23 protein-coding genes and 1 pseudogene are annotated in these 23,872 nt (G+C 51.8%); 10 read left to right on the top strand and 14 right to left on the bottom strand.

The features are described 5' to 3' along the window. Positions 1–109: 109 nt before the first annotated feature. On the bottom strand, positions 110–1,192 hold the full coding sequence (locus ACFPMF_RS24330; RefSeq protein WP_379850025.1) for a FecR family protein: 1,083 nt from the start codon (positions 1,190–1,192) through the stop codon (positions 110–112). After that, positions 1,189–1,794, bottom strand: a complete 606-nt coding sequence (locus ACFPMF_RS24325; protein WP_379850023.1) for an RNA polymerase sigma factor — start codon at positions 1,792–1,794, stop codon at positions 1,189–1,191. The genes ACFPMF_RS24330 and ACFPMF_RS24325 overlap by 4 nt, the downstream gene beginning before the upstream one ends. Before the next feature lie 444 nt (positions 1,795–2,238). On the opposite strand from ACFPMF_RS24325, the gene mgtA reads away from it, so the two are divergent. Further along, positions 2,239–4,749, top strand: a complete 2,511-nt coding sequence (gene mgtA / locus ACFPMF_RS24320; RefSeq protein ID WP_379850021.1) for a magnesium-translocating P-type ATPase — start codon at positions 2,239–2,241, stop codon at positions 4,747–4,749. 91 nt (positions 4,750–4,840) lie between these two features. After that, positions 4,841–5,650 carry a CPBP family intramembrane glutamic endopeptidase gene (locus ACFPMF_RS24315; RefSeq protein ID WP_379850019.1) on the top strand — a complete coding sequence of 270 codons (810 nt, stop codon included), beginning with the start codon at positions 4,841–4,843 and terminating at the stop codon, positions 5,648–5,650. Here the strand turns inward: ACFPMF_RS24315 and ACFPMF_RS24310 are convergent. The 7 genes from ACFPMF_RS24310 to ACFPMF_RS24280 all read right to left on the bottom strand — a co-directional run bounded on the left by ACFPMF_RS24310 (position 5,636) and on the right by ACFPMF_RS24280 (position 13,169). After that, positions 5,636–6,610, bottom strand: a complete 975-nt coding sequence (locus ACFPMF_RS24310; RefSeq protein ID WP_379850017.1) for a 1-phosphofructokinase family hexose kinase — start codon at positions 6,608–6,610, stop codon at positions 5,636–5,638. The two genes, ACFPMF_RS24315 and ACFPMF_RS24310, sit on opposite strands and share 15 nt — an antisense overlap. 65 nt (positions 6,611–6,675) lie before the next feature. Continuing rightward, on the bottom strand, positions 6,676–7,065 hold the full coding sequence (locus ACFPMF_RS24305) for a hypothetical protein (RefSeq protein WP_379850015.1): 390 nt from the start codon (positions 7,063–7,065) through the stop codon (positions 6,676–6,678). An 18-nt stretch (positions 7,066–7,083) separates the two neighbouring features. Further along, positions 7,084–8,076: a 2-hydroxyacid dehydrogenase gene (locus tag ACFPMF_RS24300; RefSeq protein ID WP_379850013.1), complete on the bottom strand. Its 993-nt coding sequence runs from the start codon at positions 8,074–8,076 to the stop codon at positions 7,084–7,086. 77 nt (positions 8,077–8,153) lie between these two features. After that, entirely contained in the window at positions 8,154–8,924 is a 771-nt protein-coding gene (locus tag ACFPMF_RS24295) for an LOG family protein (protein ID WP_379850011.1), read from the bottom strand. Between the two features lie 10 nt (positions 8,925–8,934). Next, positions 8,935–9,462, bottom strand: a complete 528-nt coding sequence (locus ACFPMF_RS24290; RefSeq protein WP_379850009.1) for a hypothetical protein — start codon at positions 9,460–9,462, stop codon at positions 8,935–8,937. A gap of 12 nt (positions 9,463–9,474) precedes the next feature. Beyond that, positions 9,475–10,167 (bottom strand): hypothetical protein, encoded by a 693-nt coding sequence (locus tag ACFPMF_RS24285; RefSeq protein WP_379850007.1) that lies wholly within the window; start codon positions 10,165–10,167, stop codon positions 9,475–9,477. 176 nt (positions 10,168–10,343) lie between these two features. Further along, positions 10,344–13,169, bottom strand: coding sequence for a putative Ig domain-containing protein (locus ACFPMF_RS24280; protein WP_379850005.1), 2,826 nt, complete (start codon positions 13,167–13,169; stop codon positions 10,344–10,346). A gap of 606 nt (positions 13,170–13,775) precedes the next feature. Between ACFPMF_RS24280 and ACFPMF_RS24275 the strand changes: the two genes are divergently transcribed. Further along, a complete protein-coding gene (locus tag ACFPMF_RS24275) occupies positions 13,776–13,940 on the top strand; it encodes an Hsp20/alpha crystallin family protein (RefSeq protein ID WP_379850226.1) in 165 nt (54 codons plus the stop codon). Between the two features lie 12 nt (positions 13,941–13,952). Here the strand turns inward: ACFPMF_RS24275 and ACFPMF_RS24270 are convergent, their stop codons facing one another. After that, a complete protein-coding gene (locus ACFPMF_RS24270; protein ID WP_379850003.1) occupies positions 13,953–15,077 on the bottom strand; it encodes a L,D-transpeptidase family protein in 1,125 nt (374 codons plus the stop codon). A gap of 174 nt (positions 15,078–15,251) precedes the next feature. On the opposite strand from ACFPMF_RS24270, the gene ACFPMF_RS24265 reads away from it, so the two are divergent. From ACFPMF_RS24265 to ACFPMF_RS24250, 4 genes are read left to right on the top strand one after another with little or no spacing between them, the layout of a single operon-like run. Further along, positions 15,252–15,497, top strand: coding sequence for a hypothetical protein (locus ACFPMF_RS24265; protein ID WP_379850001.1), 246 nt, complete (start codon positions 15,252–15,254; stop codon positions 15,495–15,497). 53 nt (positions 15,498–15,550) lie between these two features. Next, complete coding sequence (locus tag ACFPMF_RS24260; protein ID WP_379849999.1) at positions 15,551–15,730, top strand: universal stress protein; 180 nt, start codon at positions 15,551–15,553, stop codon at positions 15,728–15,730. After that, the gene (locus ACFPMF_RS24255) at positions 15,709–16,371 is read left to right on the top strand and encodes a universal stress protein (protein WP_379849997.1); all 663 of its coding nucleotides are present in this window, start codon (positions 15,709–15,711) and stop codon (positions 16,369–16,371) included. Before ACFPMF_RS24260 ends, ACFPMF_RS24255 begins: the two co-directional genes overlap by 22 nt. Before the next feature lie 9 nt (positions 16,372–16,380). After that, entirely contained in the window at positions 16,381–16,755 is a 375-nt protein-coding gene (locus ACFPMF_RS24250) for a hypothetical protein (RefSeq protein WP_379849995.1), read from the top strand. 28 nt (positions 16,756–16,783) lie between these two features. Here ACFPMF_RS24250 and ACFPMF_RS24245 read toward each other — a convergent pair whose 3' ends face one another. Beyond that, positions 16,784–16,951, bottom strand: coding sequence for a hypothetical protein (locus ACFPMF_RS24245; protein WP_379849993.1), 168 nt, complete (start codon positions 16,949–16,951; stop codon positions 16,784–16,786). A 324-nt stretch (positions 16,952–17,275) separates the two neighbouring features. Here ACFPMF_RS24245 and ACFPMF_RS24240 point away from each other — a divergent pair, with 324 nt between their 5' ends. Then, positions 17,276–17,644 (top strand): hypothetical protein, encoded by a 369-nt coding sequence (locus ACFPMF_RS24240; RefSeq protein WP_379849991.1) that lies wholly within the window; start codon positions 17,276–17,278, stop codon positions 17,642–17,644. A 198-nt stretch (positions 17,645–17,842) separates the two neighbouring features. Here ACFPMF_RS24240 and ppsA read toward each other — a convergent pair whose 3' ends face one another. Then, positions 17,843–20,239 (bottom strand): phosphoenolpyruvate synthase, encoded by a 2,397-nt coding sequence (gene ppsA / locus ACFPMF_RS24235; protein WP_379849989.1) that lies wholly within the window; start codon positions 20,237–20,239, stop codon positions 17,843–17,845. Positions 20,240–20,493: 254 nt separating this feature from the next. Between ppsA and ACFPMF_RS24230 the strand changes: the two genes are divergently transcribed. Further along, a complete protein-coding gene (locus ACFPMF_RS24230) occupies positions 20,494–21,321 on the top strand; it encodes a universal stress protein (RefSeq protein ID WP_379849987.1) in 828 nt (275 codons plus the stop codon). Between the two features lie 28 nt (positions 21,322–21,349). Here ACFPMF_RS24230 and ACFPMF_RS24225 read toward each other — a convergent pair whose 3' ends face one another. Beyond that, entirely contained in the window at positions 21,350–21,847 is a 498-nt protein-coding gene (locus ACFPMF_RS24225) for an IS3 family transposase (protein WP_379850224.1), read from the bottom strand. Between the two features lie 570 nt (positions 21,848–22,417). Here ACFPMF_RS24225 and ACFPMF_RS24220 point away from each other — a divergent pair. Beyond that, a complete protein-coding gene (locus ACFPMF_RS24220; protein ID WP_379849985.1) occupies positions 22,418–23,281 on the top strand; it encodes an IS110 family RNA-guided transposase in 864 nt (287 codons plus the stop codon). A gap of 14 nt (positions 23,282–23,295) precedes the next feature. On the opposite strand, the pseudogene ACFPMF_RS24215 reads toward ACFPMF_RS24220, so the two are convergent. Beyond that, positions 23,296–23,628: pseudogene (locus ACFPMF_RS24215) on the bottom strand (transposase); the annotation flags it as partial. Positions 23,629–23,872 lie beyond the last annotated feature (244 nt).

Raw genomic sequence — 23,872 nt, 5'->3', positions numbered from 1 at the left:
ACGGATTTCAGTCAGATTACAAGCGGGCGTCTACGAACCGGGTGGGTGCCTGCGTCGAAAAAAAAGGGTGTTTTTCACGTTTATATGGGCTTAGGAAATAAGGTGAGAGTTAGAATGTCTTTGGGCAGCCTTCTTTGGTGTAGATGACAATCTGGCCATCAATGAGTTTATAATCGGCATTGAGCACTTTGCAGATGACGGTCAATTTCTGAAAAAGAGTTTCTTCATTGAGGTTGAGCGTCAGCGTACAATGCTGCATGATTTCTTCGTCATAAACGACATCGACGCCATAGGACTGTTCGATTGCCTGAAAGACGCGGGAAACCCGGGCATCTTCAAAGACGAACGAGACGGTTTCTTTGGGGAGAAGTAGCCGGGGCGATTCCACCAGGGTTTTATTGAGAATCGCCCGATCCCGTTGAAAAACCGCTTTCTGGTTGGAGGTCAGCACCACGCCCTTCGACTCCTGATCATTCGGTTGTCCCGGATGAAGCGCATACACCGACACCCGCCCGCTTTTGACATCAACCGTTACCGTGGGCGCATCCGTTGGGGCTTTTATTTGAAAACTCGTTCCCAGCACTTTGGTCACCAGGCCGTTGGCGTATACCACAAATGGTTTCTTGGGATTCTTTTTCACCTCAAAAAAAGCTTCTCCCGTCAGGTAGACCTCCCGTTGCAGGCCCGCCAGGTCCTTCCGGTATCGCAGGCGACCGCCTTCCTGTAAATCAATCCGACTGCCATCCGCCAGCTGAATGTGCATGATCTGGCTGGCTTCATTGAGGGTTTCGACCCATTCATTGGGGATTTGGGCGGTTTTTCGAACGGATTGGGAGTGTAAATTGTGGTGCAGTACCAGCCAGCCAGCGCCCGCGATGAGCACCAGAGCTGCGGCTGCCTGCCACACCCAGCGGCTCCACCCATTCACTACCGGCATCGCCGAGCCATCGGCCAGGGTATTTTCTATCCGGTTCCAGATTTTTTCGGCTTTCTGCGTTAATCCGAACTGGTGTTGAACTTTCCACAAACCCTGAACCAGTTCGCGGGCCTCCATAACGTGGTAATACCGTTCGGGAAACTCGCGCAGAAAATCCCGCCAGAACGTTTCGGTCTCGGGCGTCGGAGTGCAAACCCATTCTTTGAAGAACTCGTCGGCAGCCAGGTCTTCCGCACTGAATTGGTAATAATTCATGGTTGTATTATTTTAAAAATCGCATCCAGACCGCACCACATCAATCCCAGGGAAAAAATCCGGACGGATTCGCGGAGGGTTTTTAGCGCGGAGTAAATAAACCGGCAGGCCGACTGGTAATTGACCCCCATAATCCGGGCGATTTCTTCGTTGTCAAAGTGCTGGTAAAAACGCAGATTCAGGGCTTCCTGCTGTCGGGGTGTCAGCAGGACATAACTTTTTCGAAGCTGACGGTGCACGTGTTCCGTTTCTTCCTTCTCAATCAGCTTTCCTTCAATGATAAAATCATCCGTCGGCATCGATACGGTTTCGATATCCGATGCCTGAAAGAAGAGATCCCGTTGCCTCACCTTGGTGATCTTGTTGCGCAGCGACCGGAAAAGGTAAAATTTAATGGAGTCGGTTTCGCTCAGATTGGTCCGGCTTTGCCACAATTCAATAAACAGATCATGGATGCTGTCTTCAATGAGGGGGACGTCCTGGGTAACGCGATGACCGTAATTCAGCAAGTCCCGGGCATACAACCGGTAGATCTGTTGAAAAGCCGCCTGATCCCCCTCCCGAAAGGCTTGCCATAAATCCGTCGTTGAATGAATTGGCATAGTAGATATCGCTTGATCAGGGGATTTAGGAATACATCAATCACCGGTTCGGACTGGCTAAGATCCGGGTGGTTTTTCTACTAATGCCAGAAAAGGCGGTTTTTAATCCTGTTTTTTCTGAAAATATTTTGATTTAGTCAATAAACGCATCCGTTTGTTTACTCTTTTTCCGAAATCACGACGTTGAGAACTTGTGGACACGGCTGGATGAAGAATGAGCGACTTTTCTAGATAATAGTCTTGGTTGTAGTTGAAAATTGTCTGGTAATCAGAATGTTACTTCTTGATTCTGCAAAGCTGATACGGGCTTGCTGTAACGGTACCGCTCAGAATATGCTATACCAGATGTTATGACAATTGTTGCGTTCCTGGCTGATGGGAGTCATCGGCTCAAACCGGCCAACTGCCTAGTTTTGAGGCACAAAACGAACCGCGCCGGTCAGCATGCCTTCCTTTCCTATTTCATCCCTTTCCGTTGAAGCACTGTTCGCTCGGCTGGATTCCTCGTCGGCTGGACTACAAAGTTTTCAGGCGGCCGATCGGGAGAAGCAACAGCGAAAAACGTTTCGAACCGAAAGCCGGTTTCGTCGCGAGCTGAAGCTGCTTGTTCGCCAGTTTACCAATCCCCTGACCCTGCTTCTGGTCGTTGCGGTGTTATTATCCGCGTTTCTGGGGGAGATTTCCGATACGGCTATTATCCTCGCCATTTTACTGGCCACCGGTTTACTGGGTTTCTGGCAGGAACGCAATGCAGGAAGAGCCATCGAACGACTGCAATCGATGATTGAAACAACGCATACCGTGCTGCGTGACCACAAATCGGTCAAGGTCCCTACCTCACAGGTCGTATCAGGCGATGTGCTGCTCTTTGAAGCCGGAGACATCATTCCGGCCGATTGTCGGCTTCTGGACAGCAACGAATTACACGTTAATGAGAGCGCGCTCACGGGCGAGTCCTTTCCTGTGGAAAAACAGGTGGGGATCATCCCGGAAACCGCTCCGCTTCTTCAGAAAACGAATTGTCTCTGGCAGGGGTCTAACGTCATTAGTGGCACCGCGCGGGCACTTGCCGTGCAAACGGGGACCGAAACAGTCTTTGGCCAGATGACGCACAGTCTGACGCAAACGGCCGAAACCGCTTTTGAAAAAGGTATCAAGCATTTTGGTTATTTCCTGCTGCGGATTACGATCGTTCTGTCGATCATCATTCTGGGCGCTAATTTATATTTCCAAAAGCCATTCTTTAATTCGGTTTTGTTTTCACTGGCGTTGGCAATCGGCATGGCTCCGGAATTACTGCCCGCCATCATGATCTTTGCCATGTCTGCGGGCGCACAACGTATGCTGGCGAAAAAAGTCATTGTGAAGAAATTATCGTCCATTTTCAACTTCGGCGAGGTTACCGTGTTGTGTACAGACAAAACCGGCACCATTACCGAAGGCAACGCCACGGTGAAAGCGATCGTCAACTGGGAGGGCCAACCCGCTTACCGTTTATCCCAGTTCGCCTACCTGAATGCGGTTTTTCAAAAAGGTTTTTCCAACACAATCGACCAGGCTATCGCGGCCTTGCCGATTTCACAGGATGGCTTTGAAAAACTTAATGAAATCCCGTATGATTTCATCCGGAAACGCCTGAGTATTGCCGTTCGTCACGGACAAGAACGGTTTTTTATTACCAAAGGCGCCCTTGGCAGTGTGCTGGACGTGTGCAGTTACCTCGAAACAGAGCCCAACCGGCCCGAACGGCTGGAGACCGCCACCCGCCAAAAAATAGAAGACCGCTTTGCCGATTACTGCCAGAAAGGCTACCGGGTGTTGGGATTGGCTTATAAACCGGTCGAAACCGACTCGATCACCCGGCAGGATGAGCAGCAGATGATCTTTCTAGGCTATATTCTGCTGGAGGATCCGTTGAAAAAAAGTGCGCTCGAATCCATTCGGCAACTCCGACAGGAACAGGTCGTTGTCAAAATCATTACAGGCGATAACCGGTTTGCGGCCCTCCATACAGCTCAGTTGATTGCAATCAAGCAGCCTGTTCTGCTGACGGGGGAAGAACTCGATCGGTTATCCCCCGAAGCACTTCCGGTTCGGGTGTCGAAAACCGACGTATTTGCCGAAATTGAACCTCATCAAAAAGAGCGGATCATCAAGGCTCTGCAACAGTCAAAGGCTACGGTGGCCTATATGGGCGATGGAATCAACGACGTGGCCGCCATTCACGCGGCCGATGTCGGCATTTCGACCAGCAATGCCGTCGATGTGGCGCAGGAAGCGGCCGATTTTGTGTTGCTGGAAAAGGATTTGTCCGTATTGGCCGATGGGATTCTGGAGGGGCGAAAATCCTTCGCCAATTCCATGAAGTACATCTTTATCACCACTGGCGCCACCTTTGGCAACATGTTCAGCGTGGCTGTTGCCTCCCTTTTTCTTCCGTTTTTGCCCATGTTGCCCAAACAGATTTTGCTGACCAATCTGATCACCGACCTGCCTTTTTTAACGATTGCGGCCGATGAAGTGGATTCCGAACAACTTTCGGCACCCCGGCGGTGGGACCTGAGTATGATCCGCAATTTTATGATCACGTTTGGTTTACACAGTTCCCTGTTTGATTTTATCACCTTTTATACCCTTTACCACTATCTACACCTGTCGGGTCCTCCATTTCAAACCGGCTGGTTTCTGGAATCAGCGATAACGGAACTGCTCATTCTTTTCATTATCCGCACCCGGAATTCGTTTATCCGCAGTAAACCGGGTATCTGGCTGATGTTTACGGGCATCTTTTCGCTGCTGTTAACCATTTATTTGCCGGTTTCGCCCTTAGCGCCCCTGTTCGGGTTTTCCATCGCTCATCTGCAACAAGTTATAGCACTTCTTATCATTTTACTCTTGTATGTTTTGACGGCAGACTTATTGAAAATTTATTTTTTCCGGCTCAACAAAATATAGCCCTTGTCAAGCGGGTAAAAAGGAGTAAGCCTAGTTTGGTTGTTTTAGCTATCGTCTCATTTACAGTATTTTATCGCTAGACTGTTTAAAAATGAAAAGGGTTTTGGTTTACTTTCTGACGGCCTGTTTGATCTCCTGGCTGTGCTGGATGCCCTATTTTGTGCCCGGATTTCCCGTCGCCTGGCAAACCTCCTCTTTTTTACACTACCTGGGCTTAACCGGACCACTGTTATCGGCCCTGATCGGGACCTGGCAACAGGACGCCCAACCCGGATTGCGCAAACTCTTCCGTAGCATGTTGCTGCCCCGGGGGGCGTTTTTTTATGCAGTGATCGTTCCTTTACTGCCTTTTCTTCTGCTGTTTTTGGCGGCTAGTTTTGCTACACTGGGCTACTTCTCTTCGCTCGATTGGCGTGGTCTTTGGCGTACGAGGGAACTCGGCCCTGTCCATCCGTTAGCCTTCATCGCCTTGAATGTTGGTGTGGTGGGGCTGGGCGAGGAAACCGGCTGGCGGGGCTACGCTCTGCCTCGTTTGCAACAGCACTTTTCGGCCTTCTCCTCGTCCCTGATTTTAACCGTCGGCTGGGCCATCTGGCACTGGCCTTTATTTTTCTATGTTAATTCGGGCTATCATTCGATGGAAATCGCGGGGATCGTTGGCTGGCTGATGAGCCTGCTGACTGGTTCTATCCTGTTTACCTGGTTGTTCAACAGCAGCCGGGGCAGCATTCTGTCCTGCGCCTTGTTTCATGGCTTCATGGATATCGCCTTTATGGCCGACCTGGGAAAGCCGGAGATCGCGAATTATGTGGGAATGTCCGTAACGATCTGGGGCCTGAGTATTCTTTTTCTATATAAGTTCAGGCATTTGTCGCCCTGGCCGAGGCTACGAGTTGTGTGACCCGGGGGCGGTTTTGATCCAGTGCAGCAACCGCGTCACATCGGCTTGGTGGAATAGTTCGGTGCCGGGATTCATCGTTGCGGCTGTTCCGCAAGCCACGCCGAGTTGCAAAATAGCTTCGTATGACTGCCCTTGGGACAGGCCGTAGACCATTCCGCCCACCATGCTATCGCCCGCGCCCACTGTGCTTTGTTTTTTAACGGTCGGTGCCGGAACGTAAAAACAGGTCCGCTCCTGACCCGATAAAGCAACCCCGGTTTTTTTGGTAAACAAGTAGGCTCCGGCGGGGCCTAGCGAAACGACCATCAGTTCACAACCACCCTGTTGCAGAATGGTCTGGGCCGCTTCTTCCACCTCATTCAATTCCAGTTTGTCCGTGCCGACCAAAGCGGCCAATTCACCTACATTCGGTTTCAGCAAAAAAGGACTTTCCCGAATGGCTTGCTTTAGCGGTTCTCCCGAGGTATCAAGAATGAGCCGGACGCCCGATTTTTTGGCCCGCCAGGCAATCTCCGCACAAAACCCAACGGGAACACCCGGCGGCAGACTACCGCTGACTACCAGGAAATCGATTCGGTCCAGAAAACCGGACAAATGATCCATCATAGCCAACCCTTCGGCTTCGGTCCAGACCGGCCCGGGTAACCCGAATCGAAATTGCTGGTGGGTGGTGGATTCGGTGACGACGAAGCTTTGGCGGGTCCAGCCCGCGATTGGAAAGGTTTGAAAGGCCAGTTGTTCCTGCGTGACCAATTCCTCCAGGAGCATTCCCGGTGCTCCTCCTGTTGGAAAAAGACAGAGGGAGGTGCCGCCCAGCCGGTGGATTGCCTTCGAAACATTGATGCCGCCCCCACCGGCATCATACCGGGGCGCATCACACCGTAATTTATGATCAGGTCTCAGTCGATCTACTGTCGTGCTGATGTCGACGGCCGGATTCAGGGTCAGGGTAAGAATCATCGGAAAGGGCAGGATTGGCCGCTGAGACGAATGGGAAAATCGCTACCCGGTTTTTTCATCAGAGCTCAGCGGTTGGACGTGAACAAGGTACGAAACGTTTGTTTAAACTGCCGATAGCTCTGCTCGAAATCATCCATTTCACTGCGCAGGTAGGCATGGTCCTTCTTCTGAGCAGCACTCACGTTATCCGTGGCTTTTACGTCAGTCGCCAGCTGCTTTTCGGTCTGTTGAATGTCCTGTTTTAGAACGGGGATCAACCGATTGAAATGATGAAGATTACTCAGTATTTCATCCAGATAATCCGCTCCGGGCGAATTGGGAAGTCCGATCGGGTTGAGTTGATCGAGCAGATGCTCAAAAAAAGTGAGTTCCTGCTCGGCCATGATCAGATCGTTTTGCCAAAGCTGGTGACAAAAGTGTTCTTCGGTCAGGGTACGATACGATTGCTTGTTCATGATTGAGACGATTGGCTGTTAGCACATGGAAGAACGAGTAATATGCCGCAATTGGCTATTTTCATAGAAGGAGAGCTGGTTCAGGAGGGTAGCCGCGATTTGCTGCAAAGCTTCCTGAGTCAGAAAGCCCTGATGCGCCGTCAGGAGAACCCGGGGGTGAAACCGCAACCGGTTCAGGACCTCATCCGTAATCGGCTGATCCGTAAAATCCCGGTGGAACCAGGCGCTTTCCCGGGTATATACATCCGCAGCATAACCGGCCAGCTGGCCCTGATCGAGCGCATCCAGAACGGCAGACGTGTCCACCAGCTTCCCGCGTCCGGTATTGATCAACAGGGCGGTCGGTTTCATGCTTTGCAGCGTCTGATTATTGATGAGGAATTCGGTATGTGGGGTCAGCGGACAATGCAGCGAAACAATATCGGATTCCTCCAGGAGGGTGTTCAGGCGCACAAACCGTACGCCCGCTTTGACGAGAGCCAGGTTGGGTTTGAGGTCATACGCCAGAATCCGGCAACCAAACCCCAACATGATGCGGGCAAATGCCCGACCGATCCGACCGGTTCCGATGATGCCCACGGTTTTGCCGTGTATATCCTGACCGATTAATCCATTCAACGTAAAGTCCCCGGCTAACACTCGTTGATTAGCGGCCGGAAGGTGTCGGTTCAGGGCCAGAAGCAAGGCAGCGGCCTGTTCAGCCACCGGATAGGGGGAATACGCCGGTACCGTCAGTACGGCAAGCTCCAATTCCGAGGCCGTCTCCTGATCGACATTATCCAGCCCCACACACCGCATGGCAATTACGCCCACACCCAGTTCTTTTAGGAGCCGCAAAACCGACCCACCCAGGTCGTCATGAACGAAGGCACAAACGGCCTGGTGACCAGCCGCCAATTGGGCCGTTTGGGCGGTCAGCGGTTGCTCAATGAAGGTAATGGTATGGTGACTTTTGCCCGATTCAAACCACTGGCGGTCGTAGTCGGCTGTACTAAAAAAGGCGATTTTCATGATACTGGCAATTGGTGAGCCTAAGGTAAATCCAACTGGGCTGAAAGTCAGCCGTACAACCTGATCGTTTTGAAACGTTACACTCTTTCCAGCAACCACCAGAGCGGTTTCCTGCGGTGAGTAATGCGCAAATTGGTTTCTACGTAGCGTCGGATGTGGGCCATTGCCTCGTCGACATCGTCGGTCAGGAGCACCAGCTTCAGATCTTTTTCACTAATGGTTCCTGCCTGTTTCATTTGGTAGAGGTAATCCAGCAGCGGCTGGTAATAACTGCAACCCATCAGGACCACCGGAAACGATTGCAGAATTCCCGTTTGAACCAGCGTTAAGGTTTCAAACAGCTCGTCCATGGTTCCCCAGCCACCCGGCATGACAATAAAGGCATACGAGTATTTGACGAGCAGCACTTTGCGGACAAAGAAAAAATCAATGGTGACCCACTTGTGCATGTAGCGGTTTGGAGCCTGTTCATACGGTAGCCGGACGTTACAGCCAACCGAGCGCCCGCCCGCTTCGTAAGCGCCCCGGTTGGCCGCTTCCATAAGGCCGGGGCCACCGCCCGTCATCACCGTAAAACCCAATCCGGCAACGGCCCGGCCCACTTGTTGGGCCATTTCGTAAAACCGGTGTCCGGGCTGAAACCGGGCAGAACCAAATACGGTCACACAAGGGCCCACGAAATGTAAGGCCCGAAAACCTTTCAAAAACTGCCAGCTGATCCGGAAAATAAACCGCAATTCGGATTGGCGGCTTTTAGGGCCTTCCAGCGCGGTTTGGAGGGCGTGATCTTCCGGGGTGCGAATCAGCAACGGCCGGGTCAATGCAGCATCGGATGGCGTAACTTCCATAGCAAACGAATTAGAAAACCAGGGTGGAGGGTGTATGCCTGGGCTTCCTGGCACCCGCCAACGGGCCCGGTTTTCGCTCCCAGAGGTAGGTGTTGTCGTGATTTTTTTGCAACCGATAAAACGCAATCGCCATTAAAACGGTCGCGGGGAAAGCCGCATACCAGCCGATCGGTGCGATCGCCAAACCAAAGATCAGTCCATTCCAGCACCCCAGTCGAAACAAATCGCCTTTGAGGAGCATGGTCAGGGCGATCAGGGCCTGGACCACTACGATGAATAAGATCATGGGTTTGATAATGTAGGTAAAGGCCCCCAGAATAAACCACCGGTACAGCGGAACGGCTGTATCCGCATAATCCTGATAAACCCAGGGCGAGTCCAGGACGGTTGAACCATTGAACCAGGCCGCCCAGCCAAAGAGCAGCAGGAAAAACAGCCGGGTCAGCCGGGGCCAGTGTTTGCTGCTCCAGATCGTGAACAGAAACACCAGGTTGACAACGGCGTAGGTCGTCCAGAAAAAGGTGAGTGAGAAGAACATGGGCGTTACGGGTTAAGGGTGATGGGAATACTGAAACCGGCTACCACCGATCGTTAGGGTGACGTAAAAACCGTTCATTGCATATGTGGGCTTGAGTTGCAGCAGGTTTCCATCCGGAATTTGCTGCCAGAGCGAGGATCTGGCGCTGATCACATACCCCAGGTGTAGGCCCAGACCCAGGCCCTGGGCGGTTTTTTCATCGGCGGGCCTGGGGCGGGCCAGGAGTGTATGCAGATGAACCGAGACATCCGTTGTGTGACTGGGCAACATCCAGGTAACCGGCTTCGAACCGGCCGAATTGACCGTAAGCATGACCGACGAAAAGCCCTGACCAACCGATGAATAGCAAAGCCATTGCCGATTATCAAACAGGACATAGCCGAGTTTCAGCTGCCCGATCCCGCCGACCCGATCAACCCGGGTTTGCTGAGCCGAAACCGGGTGAGCCGTCAGGGCCGTCGCAGCGAGTCCGGCCATCAACCGGTTGAATCGCAACCAACCTTCTCCGCCACTGTAAATAAAATGGTCGTTCAGCCGGGGAAACCAGTCGGGAGCGAAAGTCTGCGCAACCGGCCCGGCCTGGGGGGCGTTGAGATAGCCCATTTGAAAGTAGACCAGATGCCCCCGAACCGCCTGCGGATAAACCCGGCTTCCTCCGAAAAGAAAGGTAACCAGCAGCACACTGAAGAAGATGATGCGTTTCATGATCGTATCGGGTTACTCGTAATGGTGCTTAAACTGCTGTAAAGCTGCCAGTTAATCCCGTGAAGAGGTATGAGCGGAAAGGGTTGTTCGGCTGATTGTTGTCAGCTGGATTGCCTGAGAATTCCGCCAGTTACAGGTTGCAAGTCCACCCACGTTTTGGGCTCGTTTCGAAGCGCCTACTTTTCGATCACGATTTTCTGCGTTTCCCAACCGGCGGTTTTCCGCAATTGAATCACAAAGAAACCCCTGGCATTGGGGAATGAAACAGGCTGTTGCTGCATTCCGGTTTCCATAACCGGTTTTATGGCCTGGCGGAATCGTTCCTTACCCAGCGCATCCACAATGACCAACTCGGCGGCTTGTCCGGGTTGGAGCCAATACCGGACCTCAAACTCCCCGTGCGAAGGGTTTGGCCAAACGCTTAATGCATGGGTTGGCTCGGCGCTTTCAGTGTTGCCAATACGATAGGATACCGGACAATTCAGAACCTTGGGGGACCACATAAGCTCGTAGTTGCTGTTGCGAACCTTCGCCGTGATTTGGTACGATATTCCATTTTTAAGGCTGACTGGCGTCACGAAGCTGTAGCCGTGGACCCCATTGCCCTTCCCGGCGGCTACCAGGTCCGCGCGGTGAATGTCGGACAAAACGGTTCCAACGGAAACCGAGTTGGCGAAGAACTCGACTGTCAGCGGGGTATTCGGTAAATTACGATCCCAGACCCACCCGTCGATCAAATTGCAGTTTACCTTATCCAGATAGCCTTCAAAATTCCCGGTAACGACTCCGCCACCCGTCACGGTGAGGAGGAGCGATACCTGGGTTTGCGCCCGACCGTCGGTAGCCGCATACACCAGGGTAAAACGGCCCGACTGGGTGGGCGTTCCGCTAATGCTATGCGTGGCTGCATTGAAGCTTAATCCGGTAGGGAGTCCTGACAGCGAATAGGTTAAAGGATCATTGTCAGCATCCGAAAAAGCCGGCAAAAGGACCGAAAAAACCGTGTTGACCGTTGCTGACAGGGCCGTGACGACCGGAGAAACCGGTGCGGTATTGCCCGGCATGGGCGGACATTGTAGGGTTTGGGGAGCCCACTTGAGGGTATAACTGGAGCTCTGCACGCGTCCCCAGATGGTGTGAGGCTGGTTATTTTTGAGACTTTCGGGTGTTACAAAGCTGTAACCGTGCGCGCCATTGCCTTTTCCGGCGGCCAGCAAATCGGGGCGGTATAGGTTGGCGGTGGCAGTGCCCAGGGAAGTGGCCGAAGCCAGCGTGGTACCTTGCAGAAATTCAACGGTGATAGGCGCATCAGGTTTGTTGCGGTCCCAGACCCAACCCCGGATGGTTCCGCATTCCACTTTGTCCAGGTAACCTTCAAAATCCCCGGTTATCAAAGGGGGTTCGCCGGTCGCCGGTTGAACGACCAGCGTTAAGCTGGTCGATACGGCTGCGTGCTGTTCATCTTTGGCCGAATACGTCAAGGGGAACGTACCACTGCTTGCGGGTTTTCCGGTTATGGTCCGGGTGGCAGCAGTAAAGGATAAGCCCGCAGGCAGACCCGACAAGGTATACGTCAGCGGATCATTATCAGCATCCGAGAAGGCAGGAAGCAGGGTTGTATATTCCTTGTTAACGGTAGCGGACAAGGAAGAAACGGCCGGCGCAACTGGCGCAGCATTGCCAGCGGGTCCTTCACAAGTCAGGGTTTGGGGTGACCATATTAATACATAACTGGAGTTCTGAACGCGTCCCCAGATGGTGTGAGGCTGGTTATTTTTGAGACTTTCGGGTGTTACAAAGCTGTAACCGTGCGCGCCATTGCCTTTTCCGGCGGCCAGCAAATCGGGGCGGTATAGGTTGGCGGTGGCAGTGCCCAGGAAAGTGGCCGAAGCCAGCGTGGTACCTTGCAGAAATTCAACGGTGATGGGCGCATCGGGTTTGTTGCGGTCCCAGACCCAACCCCGGATGGTTCCGCATTCCACTTTGTCCAGGTAGCCCTCGTAGGAAGGGTTGCTCAACCGAACGGGGAGTTCAATTTCAGTCGTAAACACGGAATTGGCGCCGTTCCGGAAATAAACATTCTGGACATCGTATAACGGCATCCATTTATACACGACCACTGAATTATACGTGGCTTTGATCAGAAAGTTGGGATACCGGATGTGCCAGGGCGCAGAGAGGGTGGAGGGGCGGAACGGATTCGAGCTAAACTGGTAAACGCCATTGCCGGGTGTGGAAACCTTCAAGACGGGCGTTCCCGTCACGGCGTACGAAAACCACTCAACGGGATATAATTCCAGTGTTACATTGCTCACCGGCATGCCGGCGGCATCGACGGTTTTGATGGTCAGGGTGTTGGGAAAAGGTCTGACAATCCACTGGTCTCCCACGATGGGCTGATCGGTGGTGGAGTTCAATAAATGGGTGGTGTATTCATCCCAGACAATGTTTCCATAGGGGAAATTCATGATGGAGTTGACCGGTTCGAAGGTTTGTCCATTCACCGGATTCTTGGAACCGTCTACCCGCATACCATAAATGTCGACAGCGCCCCGGGCGTGGCCGAATTCATGCGTCAATCCATCGGTGGCACCGGGTCCAAACGGGCCGCTGTTGAAATCATTACTCCACGTCCATTTGTGGTAAATTACCTGTTGATCGCCCCACCAGCCTCCACCCAGAGAATTCTGGGAAAAGTTACCATCAATCACGACCCCATACGTGAATTTAGGGTGGGGCCGAGAGACTTCCGTGCCAGCATACCCGCTAAAAACATAAATAGAATCGACCTGGAAATTATACACGCCGTTGAAATGACTTGCTTTGTTAAAATTAGCATTCACCGTCGCCATCTGTTCCCGAACGATTTGTTGAATGGGTTTGGAAAGCATTGTCTGGTAGAAATCGGCCGTCTGTTTTTCAACGGCGATTACAACACTAAATCGCCAGATGGGTTGAGCCATGACGAACCAGGGAAGCAGCATGAAAATTACCAGATTCATGCCAGAGCGGAAGCGTAGAGAAAGGTTCATGAGATGGTTAGAAAGGATAGAGATGATCAAAAAATTTGGAGAAGCAAGCGCCTTTAGGTCAGGGCAGAATCTTCTTTCTGGCCACGACCAGTTTTGTGATGAATCCGAATCTATTCAAAGCTATCATCCGAATAACCACCGATCTATGTCCTTCGTCAGCCTTTAAGGTGACTTTGATTATGGGTAACTTGTTGTATGACAGCATGTTGCATATGATGCTGGATCGGTTTTGCTTGGCCGCAATAACCAATCAGGTGAACCATCAAACTAGTAGACTAAACTTTTAAACCAATAAGACCAGCCCTGCGGAATTCATTGCTGAAACCTGTTTGAGGATGATTTCTTGGCCAATCCATGCTGGCGCGACGCGGCCTTACCGGCCGTTAAGGTCCGGGGAGAAAAGGGTCAGGACCAATTGGACGTTAGGGCACCAGGTATGAAAAAAGAAGATTTTAAACTGGCCCTGAACGCTGGCGCACTGACTGTCTCGCCTGAGAATCAAACCGAAGTGGAAGAGAAGACAAAAAGTACCGGCGCAAAGAATACAATTCCCCATTGTTCTAGCCACTCTTTTATCTGCCAGAAAATGTCGAAGAGGATTCGATTCAGGCCAATGATACGGATGGAATCCTGAAGATCGATTTGATGAAAAACGCTCGGGACGGAACCGAAACGAACGCCGGTTGGATCGGAAATCAAATCGTGAAAACGGCGGAGAGCTTCTCACCGCTTTTTGGGTAGCTTGCCGTCCGGTTATAGTTTAACTTTCTGCCAGCCGTATACATCCGGGTAATAGACCAGCCCGCTGGTCGGCTCTGCTTCGACGGTAGTGTACTGAATGACAACCGGAACCGGTTGAGGAAGAGGGATGGTTCGGGAAGGAACCTGCACCTGACGGGATTCCAGAAAAGCCGGTGTAAAAACCGGTCTGCCCAGCAGCAGGTTGGCCAACTCGATCGGTTTGGCAACCCGAATACAGCCGTGACTCAGAAACCGGTTGGCCTGGTTAAAAAGCGCCCGGTGGTTGGTGTCGTGCAAATAAATATCAAAAGGACTATTCAGATCAAACTTCATGAGGCCGAGGGCATTGTCGCAGCCGGTTGACTGACGGAGCCGGTACGGGAAATGGTGGGCCGAGAGACTTTGCCAGGCAATCGATTCGGGCGCAACCACCCGCCCCCGGGCGTCCAGTACCTGCAATTTCATGGCCTCCAACACGCCCGCCGGATTGCGTTTGATTTTCGGCAGCAATTCGTTGACGGCAATGGAGCGCGGCACATTCCAGTAGGGATAGGTGATGATGCGTGTCAGCTGAGCGCCAAACAGCGGGGTAGGAGTTCGAAGGCTGCCCACAATGACCCGGCAGCGCAGGACTTCCTTTCCCTGGCGGTTCAACACCCGAAGCGTGGCCGATGGAATGGAAACCACGACGAGCTGATCGGAAACCAGTCGATTAAGCCAGCGGTACGCGTTCAGGGCATTTCGGATTTCGCGCCAGCGGGGCAGGGAGTCGTGTCCGTTGGCCAACAGGGAATCCAGGCTGGTTTGGAGCCAGCGGTAGGGTTCAAAACGGGGTTCTAGGGAGTGCCATTGGGTCAGCCAGTCGGGTGCATTTTGCCGGATCGATTCTACCACCTGGTTGACCTTGCCGGAATCAATCTGCTCCGGCAATTGCCAGTAACTCAAGCGGTCGGGGCGGTTTCCGTACGCCAGTTCATACGCGGCCCGGCTGATGCCGGTGCTGTCCAGCCGGACGTCGGTAGAATCCAGCCCCGACCGGTGGAGCAGAGTTTTCCACTCCGAAAGATGTTGCGCACCGGCTTTGGGATAACAGGTCAGCAGCACAAGGATAGTTAAGGCCAGCGGTTTAAGATTCATTGGGGAAAGTAGACAAGGGTAAATTCTCCCCAAAGAAAACGAGTCCCAATCAGGCGTTTGCTAACCGGCATAAGGTCGTAAACTGATTAATATCAGTCCCTTGCAGAACTGCCCTCAGGGTATGTATCCCGGCTCTCGTCTACTTTTACGAACGACCCTAAACAAAACCACAACATGACCTTTGAACCCATCCACCAACAACTGGCTTTCGTCCTGCCGGAATCATTCCGGAAAGCCGAGGTCACCTTTCAGAAGAAGGACCATCATGACGAAGAAATACATCTGGTGGTTCAGCCCAACCGACGGCCGCGCCAGGTTATTTCCACGCATCAACTTAGCCGGGGAATCTGGCATGTGATTCTGAACTGGTGGGACGGAAAAAGTCATTACTGGTCCGAAAAGGATATCCTCATTTCGTGAGTCAAATCGATCCTCGTCCAGCCTCCATACTACCATTCCTACCTTCTCTTTTTATGAAAACGATCCTTTTAGCGACTGATTTTTCCCGCCAGGCGCAATCGGCAACTGACTTTGCGTTGCACCTGACCGAGCTGTTCCAGGCCAGACTGGTGATCCTGCATGTCTACCATCATCCCCTTCGGCTGGCACCTTTGCAGGCGGTTTTACACCGATGGAACAAAAAAACAAGGTAAGCGCCCGGCAGAAGCTCTATCGACTTCGGAATCGGTTAAAAGCCGCCAGTGGACCTGACGTGGCTATTTCCGTGATGGCCCGGCAGGGCGAAACCCTGGAAACGATTGAAACCGTGGCCCGGGAGCTTACAGCGGATTTGCTGGTTATGGGCACCGCCGGGGCGGATTCGCCGGGAGTTAAGTATTTCGGCAGCCAGTCAACAGCCCTGATTCAACGGACCCCTGTGCCGCTGCTGCTGGTGCCGCCCAGCACGCAGTTCGTTCCTTTTAAAAACATTGTCGTCGCGCTGGACCTGGCCCATACGGTGGATGCCCTGGCCCTGGACAAACTGTTACGGTTTTCGGCCCACTTCCAGGCGGTTTTAAACGTCATCTGTGTGAGTACCAACGCTACCGATCGGACGATTCAATCGGCGGCCCAGGGCATTAGGGACTTATTGAAACACGCTCCTCATACCGTTAGCCTGGTAAAAGGAGAGGACCTCATTCCGGCGTTGCTGCGATTCACGGCCGAAAACCGGGCGGATCTGGTGATCATGATGCCCCAACCGCATACGCCCATTTTGTTCCCGTTGTGGGAAAGTAATACGCAGCAGATGGCCCGGCAATCGGAGGTGCCGGTTTTGGCGCTGGTTTCCTGATCTATTCCTATGAAACCGTTTGTCATCAACTCTCTGCTGACCGTTGACCAGATTAACCGGAATTTTCAACGCCATTATCCCTTTCTCAGACTCCAGGTTTTCGATCCGGCGGGACGGCTGCTGGCGGCAACCGGGCAGGCGCTTCCAATTCTCCGGCTAAACCCGTTTTTGAGCGGCTTACGCCTGATGTCGGTGGAGCCGACGATGTCGATCAATGCGTTTGAAATTGCGTTCCATTACACCTTCGGCTTACGGGTGGAGGTACAGCGAAAAACCGGTTTTACCTGGGACGATCTGGAATACACCCGTTACTGGACCTTGAAGGAGCAAAACCACAAGGGGGCAGAGATTGCCCGGATTCGTCACTTACAACAGGCTGTTTAACGGATACGTATGGAAAAGATTCTGTTGCTCAACGACTTTTCGGAAAGCCATCCATTTTACCCAGGCGCTGTTCGATGATACGGCGATCGAGTTTTATCTGCTGCACGCGTATCCCGCAACGGATCGCCCAGGTTTTTGATGCGGTTAAAACCGGGCCCGATTTTATTGGGGACGAATTGGTTGAAAATGCATCCATACGTATCTGGACACGCACTCGGTCGACCTGCTGACGACGATTCTGCACCGGCAATCGATGCCGGATGTTGTCTGGAACCGCAGTCTGACACGTCGGTTAGCCTACCGGCTCCGCTACGGGCGCTGCATGACCCATGACCCGGCACCCGTGGAGCAAACCTTCAAAAAGCAGTGAAGACGACTGGACTACCCTGATTTTGGATGGGTCAAACGAAATAAATAACTGGTTTTACGTTTAATCGCTTAAGTAATGGACCAACTACAAAAACCTAAATGGTGGGGCAGCATTTGTATAAGCCTACTGAGCTGTTTACCCTGGTCCTGTATGGAGGACCACCGTCCATTGACCACTGCCGAAGAATTCCTCGTGAATTGCCAGTCCGGCTGGAAACCGGTTGGTGTCTTCTACCAGGGAAGTCGGGTGGGGGATGCGGCACCGGCCTGTTATCAAATGATTTTTCAGCGCGATGGGCATCTGATTTACGACCGGAGTCATTGTGCGGGGCCGGACACTTCACCCCTGGCGGGCGGTTCCTGGTCTATTAATGCCAACTCTCTTGACCTTTCCGTCCGGCCTGGCAACATCTATGGTCCGCCGACGGGTGGTCATATTGAAGAATTGACGGCTACGTCCCTGAAATTCAGTTTTCGGGGCGACCCCGACAAAATCACCGAAGTCTGGGCTTGTCCATAAATGGCTACCTGTCCCAACCGAAAACGGGGAAAGGAATGAACGGCTACTCTTCAATCAACCAGGTCTGGCGCTTGTTTTGGCGTAGTTCATAAAAATGCCCCTGGATAATCCAGGAGCGTTTATTTTGTTTTTCGGAGTTTCAAAATGCCTTTCAATGAAATATCCCGGACTGTTAATCCGGGATATTTCATTGCGTATTCATAAAGCATCGAGTGCCAGGGCGGTTTCGGCTTCATAGATCGTCACTAACCCCCGCAGGAAGGCGTCGGGTGTCAGCGAAATGCTGGTAATGCCTTCTTCGGTCAAAAACCGGGCAAACTCCGGATTGTCACTGGGTCCCTGCCCACAGATACCGACCGGGCGGGCGGCATGCCGAGCCTTCCGCAATAACAAGGCTATTAATTCGCGCACGGTCGGATTGTTTTCGTTGAAAAGCCCCTGTACCGTTGAGGAATCGCGGTCGACCCCCAGCGCCAACTGGGTCAGGTCATTGGAGCCGATGGAAAAACCGTCGAACAACTGGGCAAACGCTTCGGCCTGGATAATGTTACTCGGGATTTCGGCCATGACATAAACTTCCAGGCCATTTTCGTGCCGCGACAACCCGTAATTCGCCATGACCTCCAGAACGCGCTGCCCTTCCTCGATGGTTCGGCAGAAAGGGATCATCAGTTTGACGTTGGTCAATCCCATCTGATTGCGAACCCGGTGCATGGCCTGGCATTCCAGTCGAAACCCGTCCGCGTAGCGCGGGTCGTAATACCGGCTGGCTCCCCGCCAGCCGAGCATCGGGTTTTCTTCCACGGGTTCAAACGGCCGGCCCCCCAGCAGATTGGCGTATTCATTGGTTTTAAAATCACTCATTCGGACGATAACCGGCCGCGGATAGAAACTAGCAGCCACCAGGCCCACAGACTGTGCCAATTGATCGACAAAAAACTCTCTTTTGTCCGCGTACTGGCGCGTACGCTGGCTAATTTCCGCCTTGACTGTTTCATCGGTCAGTTCATCAAACCGCGCCAGCGCCATCGGGTGGATGCCAATGGCATTGGTAATGATGAACTCCAGCCGCATTAATCCTACGCCATCGCTGGGTAAGAGCGATAACCGCAGGGCCTGGGCCGGGTCGCCCACAATCAGGTTGCAGTTCGTTCGGGGTTTGGGCAGGTCCTTTACCGGAACAACGTCGCGGGTAAACGGCACCGATCCTTCATAGACGAAGCCTTCCTGGGCATCCACGCAGGAGACGGTAATGCAACTACCATCGGCGATGGTTTCTGTGCCGTTGTTGGTTCCGACCACGGCCAATGCGCCCAGTTCCCGGGCCACAATGGCGGCATGGCTTGTGCGGCCTCCACGGTTGGTGATGATGGCCGAAACTTTTTTCAAAATGGGGTCCCAGTCCGGGGTGGTGATGTCAGTAACCAGAATATCCGTCGCTCCAATTGTCTCCGGAACCTCCGCCGGGGAGCCGACGACGCGGGCCGTGCCGGTCACGACGCGCTGGCCAATTCCTTTGCCCTGGGCCAGAATCTTTCCTTTTTCGCGCAAACGATATTCAGTCAGTTCAAGCGAATCCGGTTTTAGGGTTGTGATGGGCCGGGCCTGTACGATGTATAAATGCTGGTCTATGCCGTCTTTTGCCCATTCGATGTCCATCGGTTTGCCGTAGTGTTCTTCAATCAGTTTCGACCAGCCTGCCAGTTGATTGATTTCAGCGACGGTTAGCACCCACTGATCGCGTTTTTCGGCTGGCGTATCGATATTGACGGTTTGCTTGCCCTTTTGCGCAGGGTCGGCATAGATCATTGTAACGGATTTCTCGCCGGTTTTTCGGTTCACGATAGCATTCATCTGCTTCCCGAGAAAGGGTTTGAATACGTAAAATTCATCAGGATTAACATTGCCCAATACGACGTTTTCGCCTAACCCCCAACTACCGGTGATCAGCATGAGGTTTTGGTGACCCGTATCGGGATCAACCGTAAAACACACCCCGGAAGAGGCCAGATCGGAGCGAACCATCTTTTGAACTCCAATCGAAAGCGCAACTTTCAGGTGGTTAAAACCATTGTCATGGCGGTATTTGATGGCCCGATCTGTAAACAGGGATGCAAAACAAGCCTGACAGGCGGCCAGGAGCTGTTCGTCGGTTTGGATATTCAGAAAGGATTCATGCTGGCCCGCAAAGCTGGCCGTAACCAGATCTTCGGCCGTGGCGCTACTCCGGACAGCCACCTGAACCGGATCCGGGTAAGGGTGCCGTAGCGTAGCGAAAGCCGCTTTGACGGCTTCAGCCACTGAACGGGGAAAGATTGCCCCTTGAATCAGATCGCGGATTTGTCCTCCGATGGTCGACAGATTGGAAAAACCGTCCAGATCCAGTTGATCGAGTAGACTACGAATGGGTTCTTCCAGCCGGTTGGAGTGAATAAATTCCCAATACGCATCGGTTGTTAAGGCAAATCCGTCTGGAATGCGGACGCCATAAAACCGGAGACCGTTAAACATCTCACCGAGCGAAGCATTTTTTCCACCAACGCGGGCAATCATTCCGTTGTTGATCTGGCTGAAAGGAAGGACCCATGTGTTCATGTTCGTCTGATTTTGTTTTAAAACGACGGCAAGCTAAGGGTGTCCCGGCGGTTACAAAATGACGGTTGTCAGCGGGTTTACTGATGATTCTCTGGTGGTTAGTCTGTCTTTCATAGCTGGGTAATAAGTTGATCATCAGTTGGGTTGTTCATTCTGGTCGGGGTGATAACGATCAACCTGAGCCATGCCGCAGGTCATGCAAAAAGAAAGGGCGATTGATGAGTTTTGGGTTAGAAACTCAATCGACGCTATTCATGAAGAAAATTCTTGTACCAACCGACCTGAGTCCGTTAGCAACCAACGCCCTGGACGTAGCGGCTGATCTGGCCCGGACTCATCAGGCAGAAATCATTTTATTGCATACCATGCTGTATCCACTGGTTGTCCAGCCCACCGGCGCTTACACACCAGAGTATGTGACGCTGATGGCGGAAAGCTACGAAACCGCCTATCAGGAAGTCGAAGAAGCGCTTCGAAAGCAGGTGGCCGACCCCAACTATGCAGGTGTTCGTATTGAAATCAAATTGACCAATAATTTGGACGGATTAGTTCGGAGTATTAACGATCAGTCGCCAGATCTGATTGTGCTGGCGTCGGAAGGCGCATCCGGACTCATGGAATGGTTGGAAGGCTCAAATGCCGAACACATTGTCCGTCACGCGAACTGCCCGGTTTTGGTCATTAAACAGCCGGTTAAGCATTTTCAGCCCCAAAACATCCTTGGTGTCATCGATATGGACGATAAACTGAAGACATTTCATCCGTATCCATTTCAACTGACCGATCAGGGCCTCCAGCAGTTTGTCTATGTGCTGACACCGACCGATTCCCGGCAGCCGGAGGGGATCCGGGAGTGGATGAATGAGTTTGCCCTGGCGAAAGGCATTGCGCATTATAACCTGGCCATTTGTCGGGCCCCCACCGTATCAGAGGGCATTCTTGCCTACGCTGAAGAGATCAAGGCCGATTTAATTGTTCTGTACACACACGGCTATACAGGCCTTCGGCATTGGATCCAGGGAAGTGTTGCGGAGGATGTTCTGAATCACTCTGTTTGTCCCGTTTTAATTATGCGGGTGTGAGGCAGGAGTGAGGTGGTCCAGTTTAGGTTTACAGTGAACTCTCTTGTTTAGTGTAATATTCTCGTTCAAAAAACAGTGGGCTTTTATACCCCAAAGATGAATGCTGACGGATTCTGTTATAATACATTTCAATGTACTCAAAGATTTCAGTCCGCGCATCGGTCACATCTAAAAAAGCTCCCCCTTCCAATAATTCCGCTTTGAAGCGGCTCCAAAACGATTCGGCAAAAGCGTTATCGTAAGGATCGTCAGCCCGACTCATGCTGGGCCTTAACTGCCAGAAATCACTCAGTTCTTTTAACTCATTGGAGATGTATTGACCTCCCCGATCGGAATGGACTATCAGGCCAGAAGCAGGTTTTCGCATCTCCAGGGCTTTCTGTAAGGGCTTGATGACCAATGTGTCTTCTATATTTTCATCCACGTGCCAGCCCACAATTCGCCTTGAGAATAAATCCATCCAGCTTGTCAGGTAAAGCCAGCCTCCTTTCACTAATGGAAGGTAAGTGATGTCACTGACCCAAATCAGGTGATTGGGGCATGGGCTGGTTCAGCAGCAAATTGGGCCAATAACCTTTATTATGGTTACTATCCGTTGTGCGAGGCACAAAGCTTTTACTTTTGAATTAATCAGTAAATCGGGCTAACTTATCGTAGTTAGACTAGATGAGTGACCCCATGGGAAATGAGACACTTCAAAGCTTGGTAGGCGTTCGTCATACCGTAAAAAAGGAACCTCCATTTCCCTTTTTTATTTTCTTCTGAGTCTGAACAGTATAGCGCGGCTGCCGCTTAAGGCTACCACTCGTAAGCCTGTGTAAGACAAAAGGAAAGATGTGCAGGAAAATAGGGGTTTTCGTCATAAATATACCTTTTTATGCAAACCCTTCTCCGCCAAAGTGTCGGTATCGACATCGCCAAAAACAGCTTTACAGCCTGTCTGTGTCAACTTCATGCCGATCAAACCTTGATGTACAGTGTGGTCTTACCTTTGAGAATACGGCCACGGGCTTCAATCAACTGCTCAAATGGGTTCGTAAACAACCCCCTAAAGATGTCGCTATCACCGATGTGATGGAAGCTACGGGGGTTTATTATGAACCGCTGGCCTACCATCTGCATAAGATTAAACAAGCCGTCCGAATTGTCTTGCCCAACAAGGTCAAACATTTCGCTAAAAGTCTCAACGTCAACCGGGCTGCCGGCGCAGTCAAAAACGGATGCTATCGACGCTCGGCTGATTGCTCAGTTAGGCCTTGAACGAACCCTGGAAGCTTGGCAGCCAGCACCTGCAATCTTTCGGGAACTGCGCTCATTAACCCGTTTCTACACGGCTCTCAAACAGCAACGAACCGCTATTTCCAACTGGAAAGAAAGCCTCGACTCAGGTCATCAGCCCCTAGAGTTTCTGCGCAAATCCAATCAAGCGCTGCTTCAGACACTGGATCGTCAGATTCAGCAGTGTCAACAGCAAATTCAACAGCTTATCGCCCGAGAGGCCTGGTTGGCCGCTAAAGTCAAAAAGCTGTTGACTATCAAGGGAATCGGATTGGTTACAGTAGCCATCATCTTAGCCGAAACCCAAGGTTTTGGTACGATTACCAATGCCAAACAATTAGCCAGTTATGCGGGCTATGATGTAGTCGAACGCCAATCTGGCAGCAGTATCAAAGGCCAAACCAGGATTTCCAAGAAAGGCAATAGCCATATTCGAGCCGCCTTACATTTTCCAGCTTTAGTAGCCAGTCGTCATAATCCCGTCCTCCAGCAGGTTTACCAACGGATCAATCAGAACAAACCCAGTAAGATGGTGGGCGCTACTGCTCTACAGCGAAAATTGCTTTTGCTGATGTATGCGCTGTGGAAGAACGATACCGAATACCAAAAAAGAGAAAGTAAACCGGCCGCTCAACAACCACATCGGTTGGCTGATGATCAAAAAGCAATAGGCAGACGGTAGACCGGTTGATCTGCCTACACAGGATGAACCGTTGACCGTGGCCAGGGAGGTTCTCCTTCCGTTACAAAGTTCATGATTTTATGGCAGAAAAAGTTGCTTTTTAACACAGTACCTTTTTTTAGGATCTCACGTTCAGTTTCCAGTTGCTGAACGCGTTGTTGCAACCGCTGGTTCTCAATAAATAAATCTGCAGCCTGTCCGGCAGATAGCGGTTTTTCTTCCCCCTTTGTTCTTTTCTTCCACTTGTAGATTAAAGCTTCGCTAATACCTAAAGCTTGGGCCGTGTACGCAACGCTCTGGCCGTTAGTAATCATTTTGAGCACATTGGTCTTAAAATCAGCATCATATTTACGACGCTTAAAGGACTTGTTTTTTGGTTACATGATCTTGCAAGTTAAGCAAGTTCACTGTGCCGATTTATTAGACCATCTCATCTTACAATTTCCTCTGGCTTGCCATCAACCTTATAGAGGTGTGAATTAACTTGTAATGAATCCTATCTCCTTTTTATGAAAGAAGGCCTGCACCAGTTCTGGGGTTTCCGCCAAATGTTTAATTTGACTAAGAACCGCTGTGGTTAGCTCTTCCAAG

Origin of the sequence: Larkinella bovis (assembly GCF_042655385.1) — a bacterium.
Classification (GTDB): domain Bacteria; phylum Bacteroidota; class Bacteroidia; order Cytophagales; family Spirosomataceae; genus Larkinella; species Larkinella bovis.
Note: the sequence above shows the minus strand (reverse complement) of the source record. Positions and strands in the feature narration are given on the sequence as shown.

What these genes read in the sequence shown, in the direction of transcription:
- ACFPMF_RS24240 (WP_379849991.1), top strand. Translation starts at nt 17,276, where the DNA reads ATGGAGGACCACCGTCCATTGACCACTGCCGAAGAATTCCTCGTGAAT.
- ACFPMF_RS24295 (WP_379850011.1), bottom strand. Translation starts at nt 8,924, where the DNA reads ATGGAAGTTACGCCATCCGATGCTGCATTGACCCGGCCGTTGCTGATT.
- ACFPMF_RS24230 (WP_379849987.1), top strand. Translation starts at nt 20,494, where the DNA reads ATGAAGAAAATTCTTGTACCAACCGACCTGAGTCCGTTAGCAACCAAC.
- ACFPMF_RS24315 (WP_379850019.1), top strand. Translation starts at nt 4,841, where the DNA reads ATGAAAAGGGTTTTGGTTTACTTTCTGACGGCCTGTTTGATCTCCTGG.
- ACFPMF_RS24310 (WP_379850017.1), bottom strand. Translation starts at nt 6,610, where the DNA reads ATGATTCTTACCCTGACCCTGAATCCGGCCGTCGACATCAGCACGACA.
- mgtA (WP_379850021.1), top strand. Translation starts at nt 2,239, where the DNA reads ATGCCTTCCTTTCCTATTTCATCCCTTTCCGTTGAAGCACTGTTCGCT.
- ACFPMF_RS24285 (WP_379850007.1), bottom strand. Translation starts at nt 10,167, where the DNA reads ATGAAACGCATCATCTTCTTCAGTGTGCTGCTGGTTACCTTTCTTTTC.
- ACFPMF_RS24270 (WP_379850003.1), bottom strand. Translation starts at nt 15,077, where the DNA reads ATGAATCTTAAACCGCTGGCCTTAACTATCCTTGTGCTGCTGACCTGT.
- ACFPMF_RS24290 (WP_379850009.1), bottom strand. Translation starts at nt 9,462, where the DNA reads ATGTTCTTCTCACTCACCTTTTTCTGGACGACCTACGCCGTTGTCAAC.
- ACFPMF_RS24325 (WP_379850023.1), bottom strand. Translation starts at nt 1,794, where the DNA reads ATGCCAATTCATTCAACGACGGATTTATGGCAAGCCTTTCGGGAGGGG.
- ACFPMF_RS24255 (WP_379849997.1), top strand. Translation starts at nt 15,709, where the DNA reads ATGGAACAAAAAAACAAGGTAAGCGCCCGGCAGAAGCTCTATCGACTT.
- ACFPMF_RS24305 (WP_379850015.1), bottom strand. Translation starts at nt 7,065, where the DNA reads ATGAACAAGCAATCGTATCGTACCCTGACCGAAGAACACTTTTGTCAC.
- ACFPMF_RS24300 (WP_379850013.1), bottom strand. Translation starts at nt 8,076, where the DNA reads ATGAAAATCGCCTTTTTTAGTACAGCCGACTACGACCGCCAGTGGTTT.
- ACFPMF_RS24280 (WP_379850005.1), bottom strand. Translation starts at nt 13,169, where the DNA reads ATGAATCTGGTAATTTTCATGCTGCTTCCCTGGTTCGTCATGGCTCAA.
- ACFPMF_RS24265 (WP_379850001.1), top strand. Translation starts at nt 15,252, where the DNA reads ATGACCTTTGAACCCATCCACCAACAACTGGCTTTCGTCCTGCCGGAA.
- ACFPMF_RS24250 (WP_379849995.1), top strand. Translation starts at nt 16,381, where the DNA reads ATGAAACCGTTTGTCATCAACTCTCTGCTGACCGTTGACCAGATTAAC.
- ACFPMF_RS24245 (WP_379849993.1), bottom strand. Translation starts at nt 16,951, where the DNA reads ATGGATGCATTTTCAACCAATTCGTCCCCAATAAAATCGGGCCCGGTT.
- ppsA (WP_379849989.1), bottom strand. Translation starts at nt 20,239, where the DNA reads ATGAACACATGGGTCCTTCCTTTCAGCCAGATCAACAACGGAATGATT.
- ACFPMF_RS24330 (WP_379850025.1), bottom strand. Translation starts at nt 1,192, where the DNA reads ATGAATTATTACCAATTCAGTGCGGAAGACCTGGCTGCCGACGAGTTC.
- ACFPMF_RS24220 (WP_379849985.1), top strand. Translation starts at nt 22,418, where the DNA reads ATGAACCGCTGGCCTACCATCTGCATAAGATTAAACAAGCCGTCCGAA.
- ACFPMF_RS24260 (WP_379849999.1), top strand. Translation starts at nt 15,551, where the DNA reads ATGAAAACGATCCTTTTAGCGACTGATTTTTCCCGCCAGGCGCAATCG.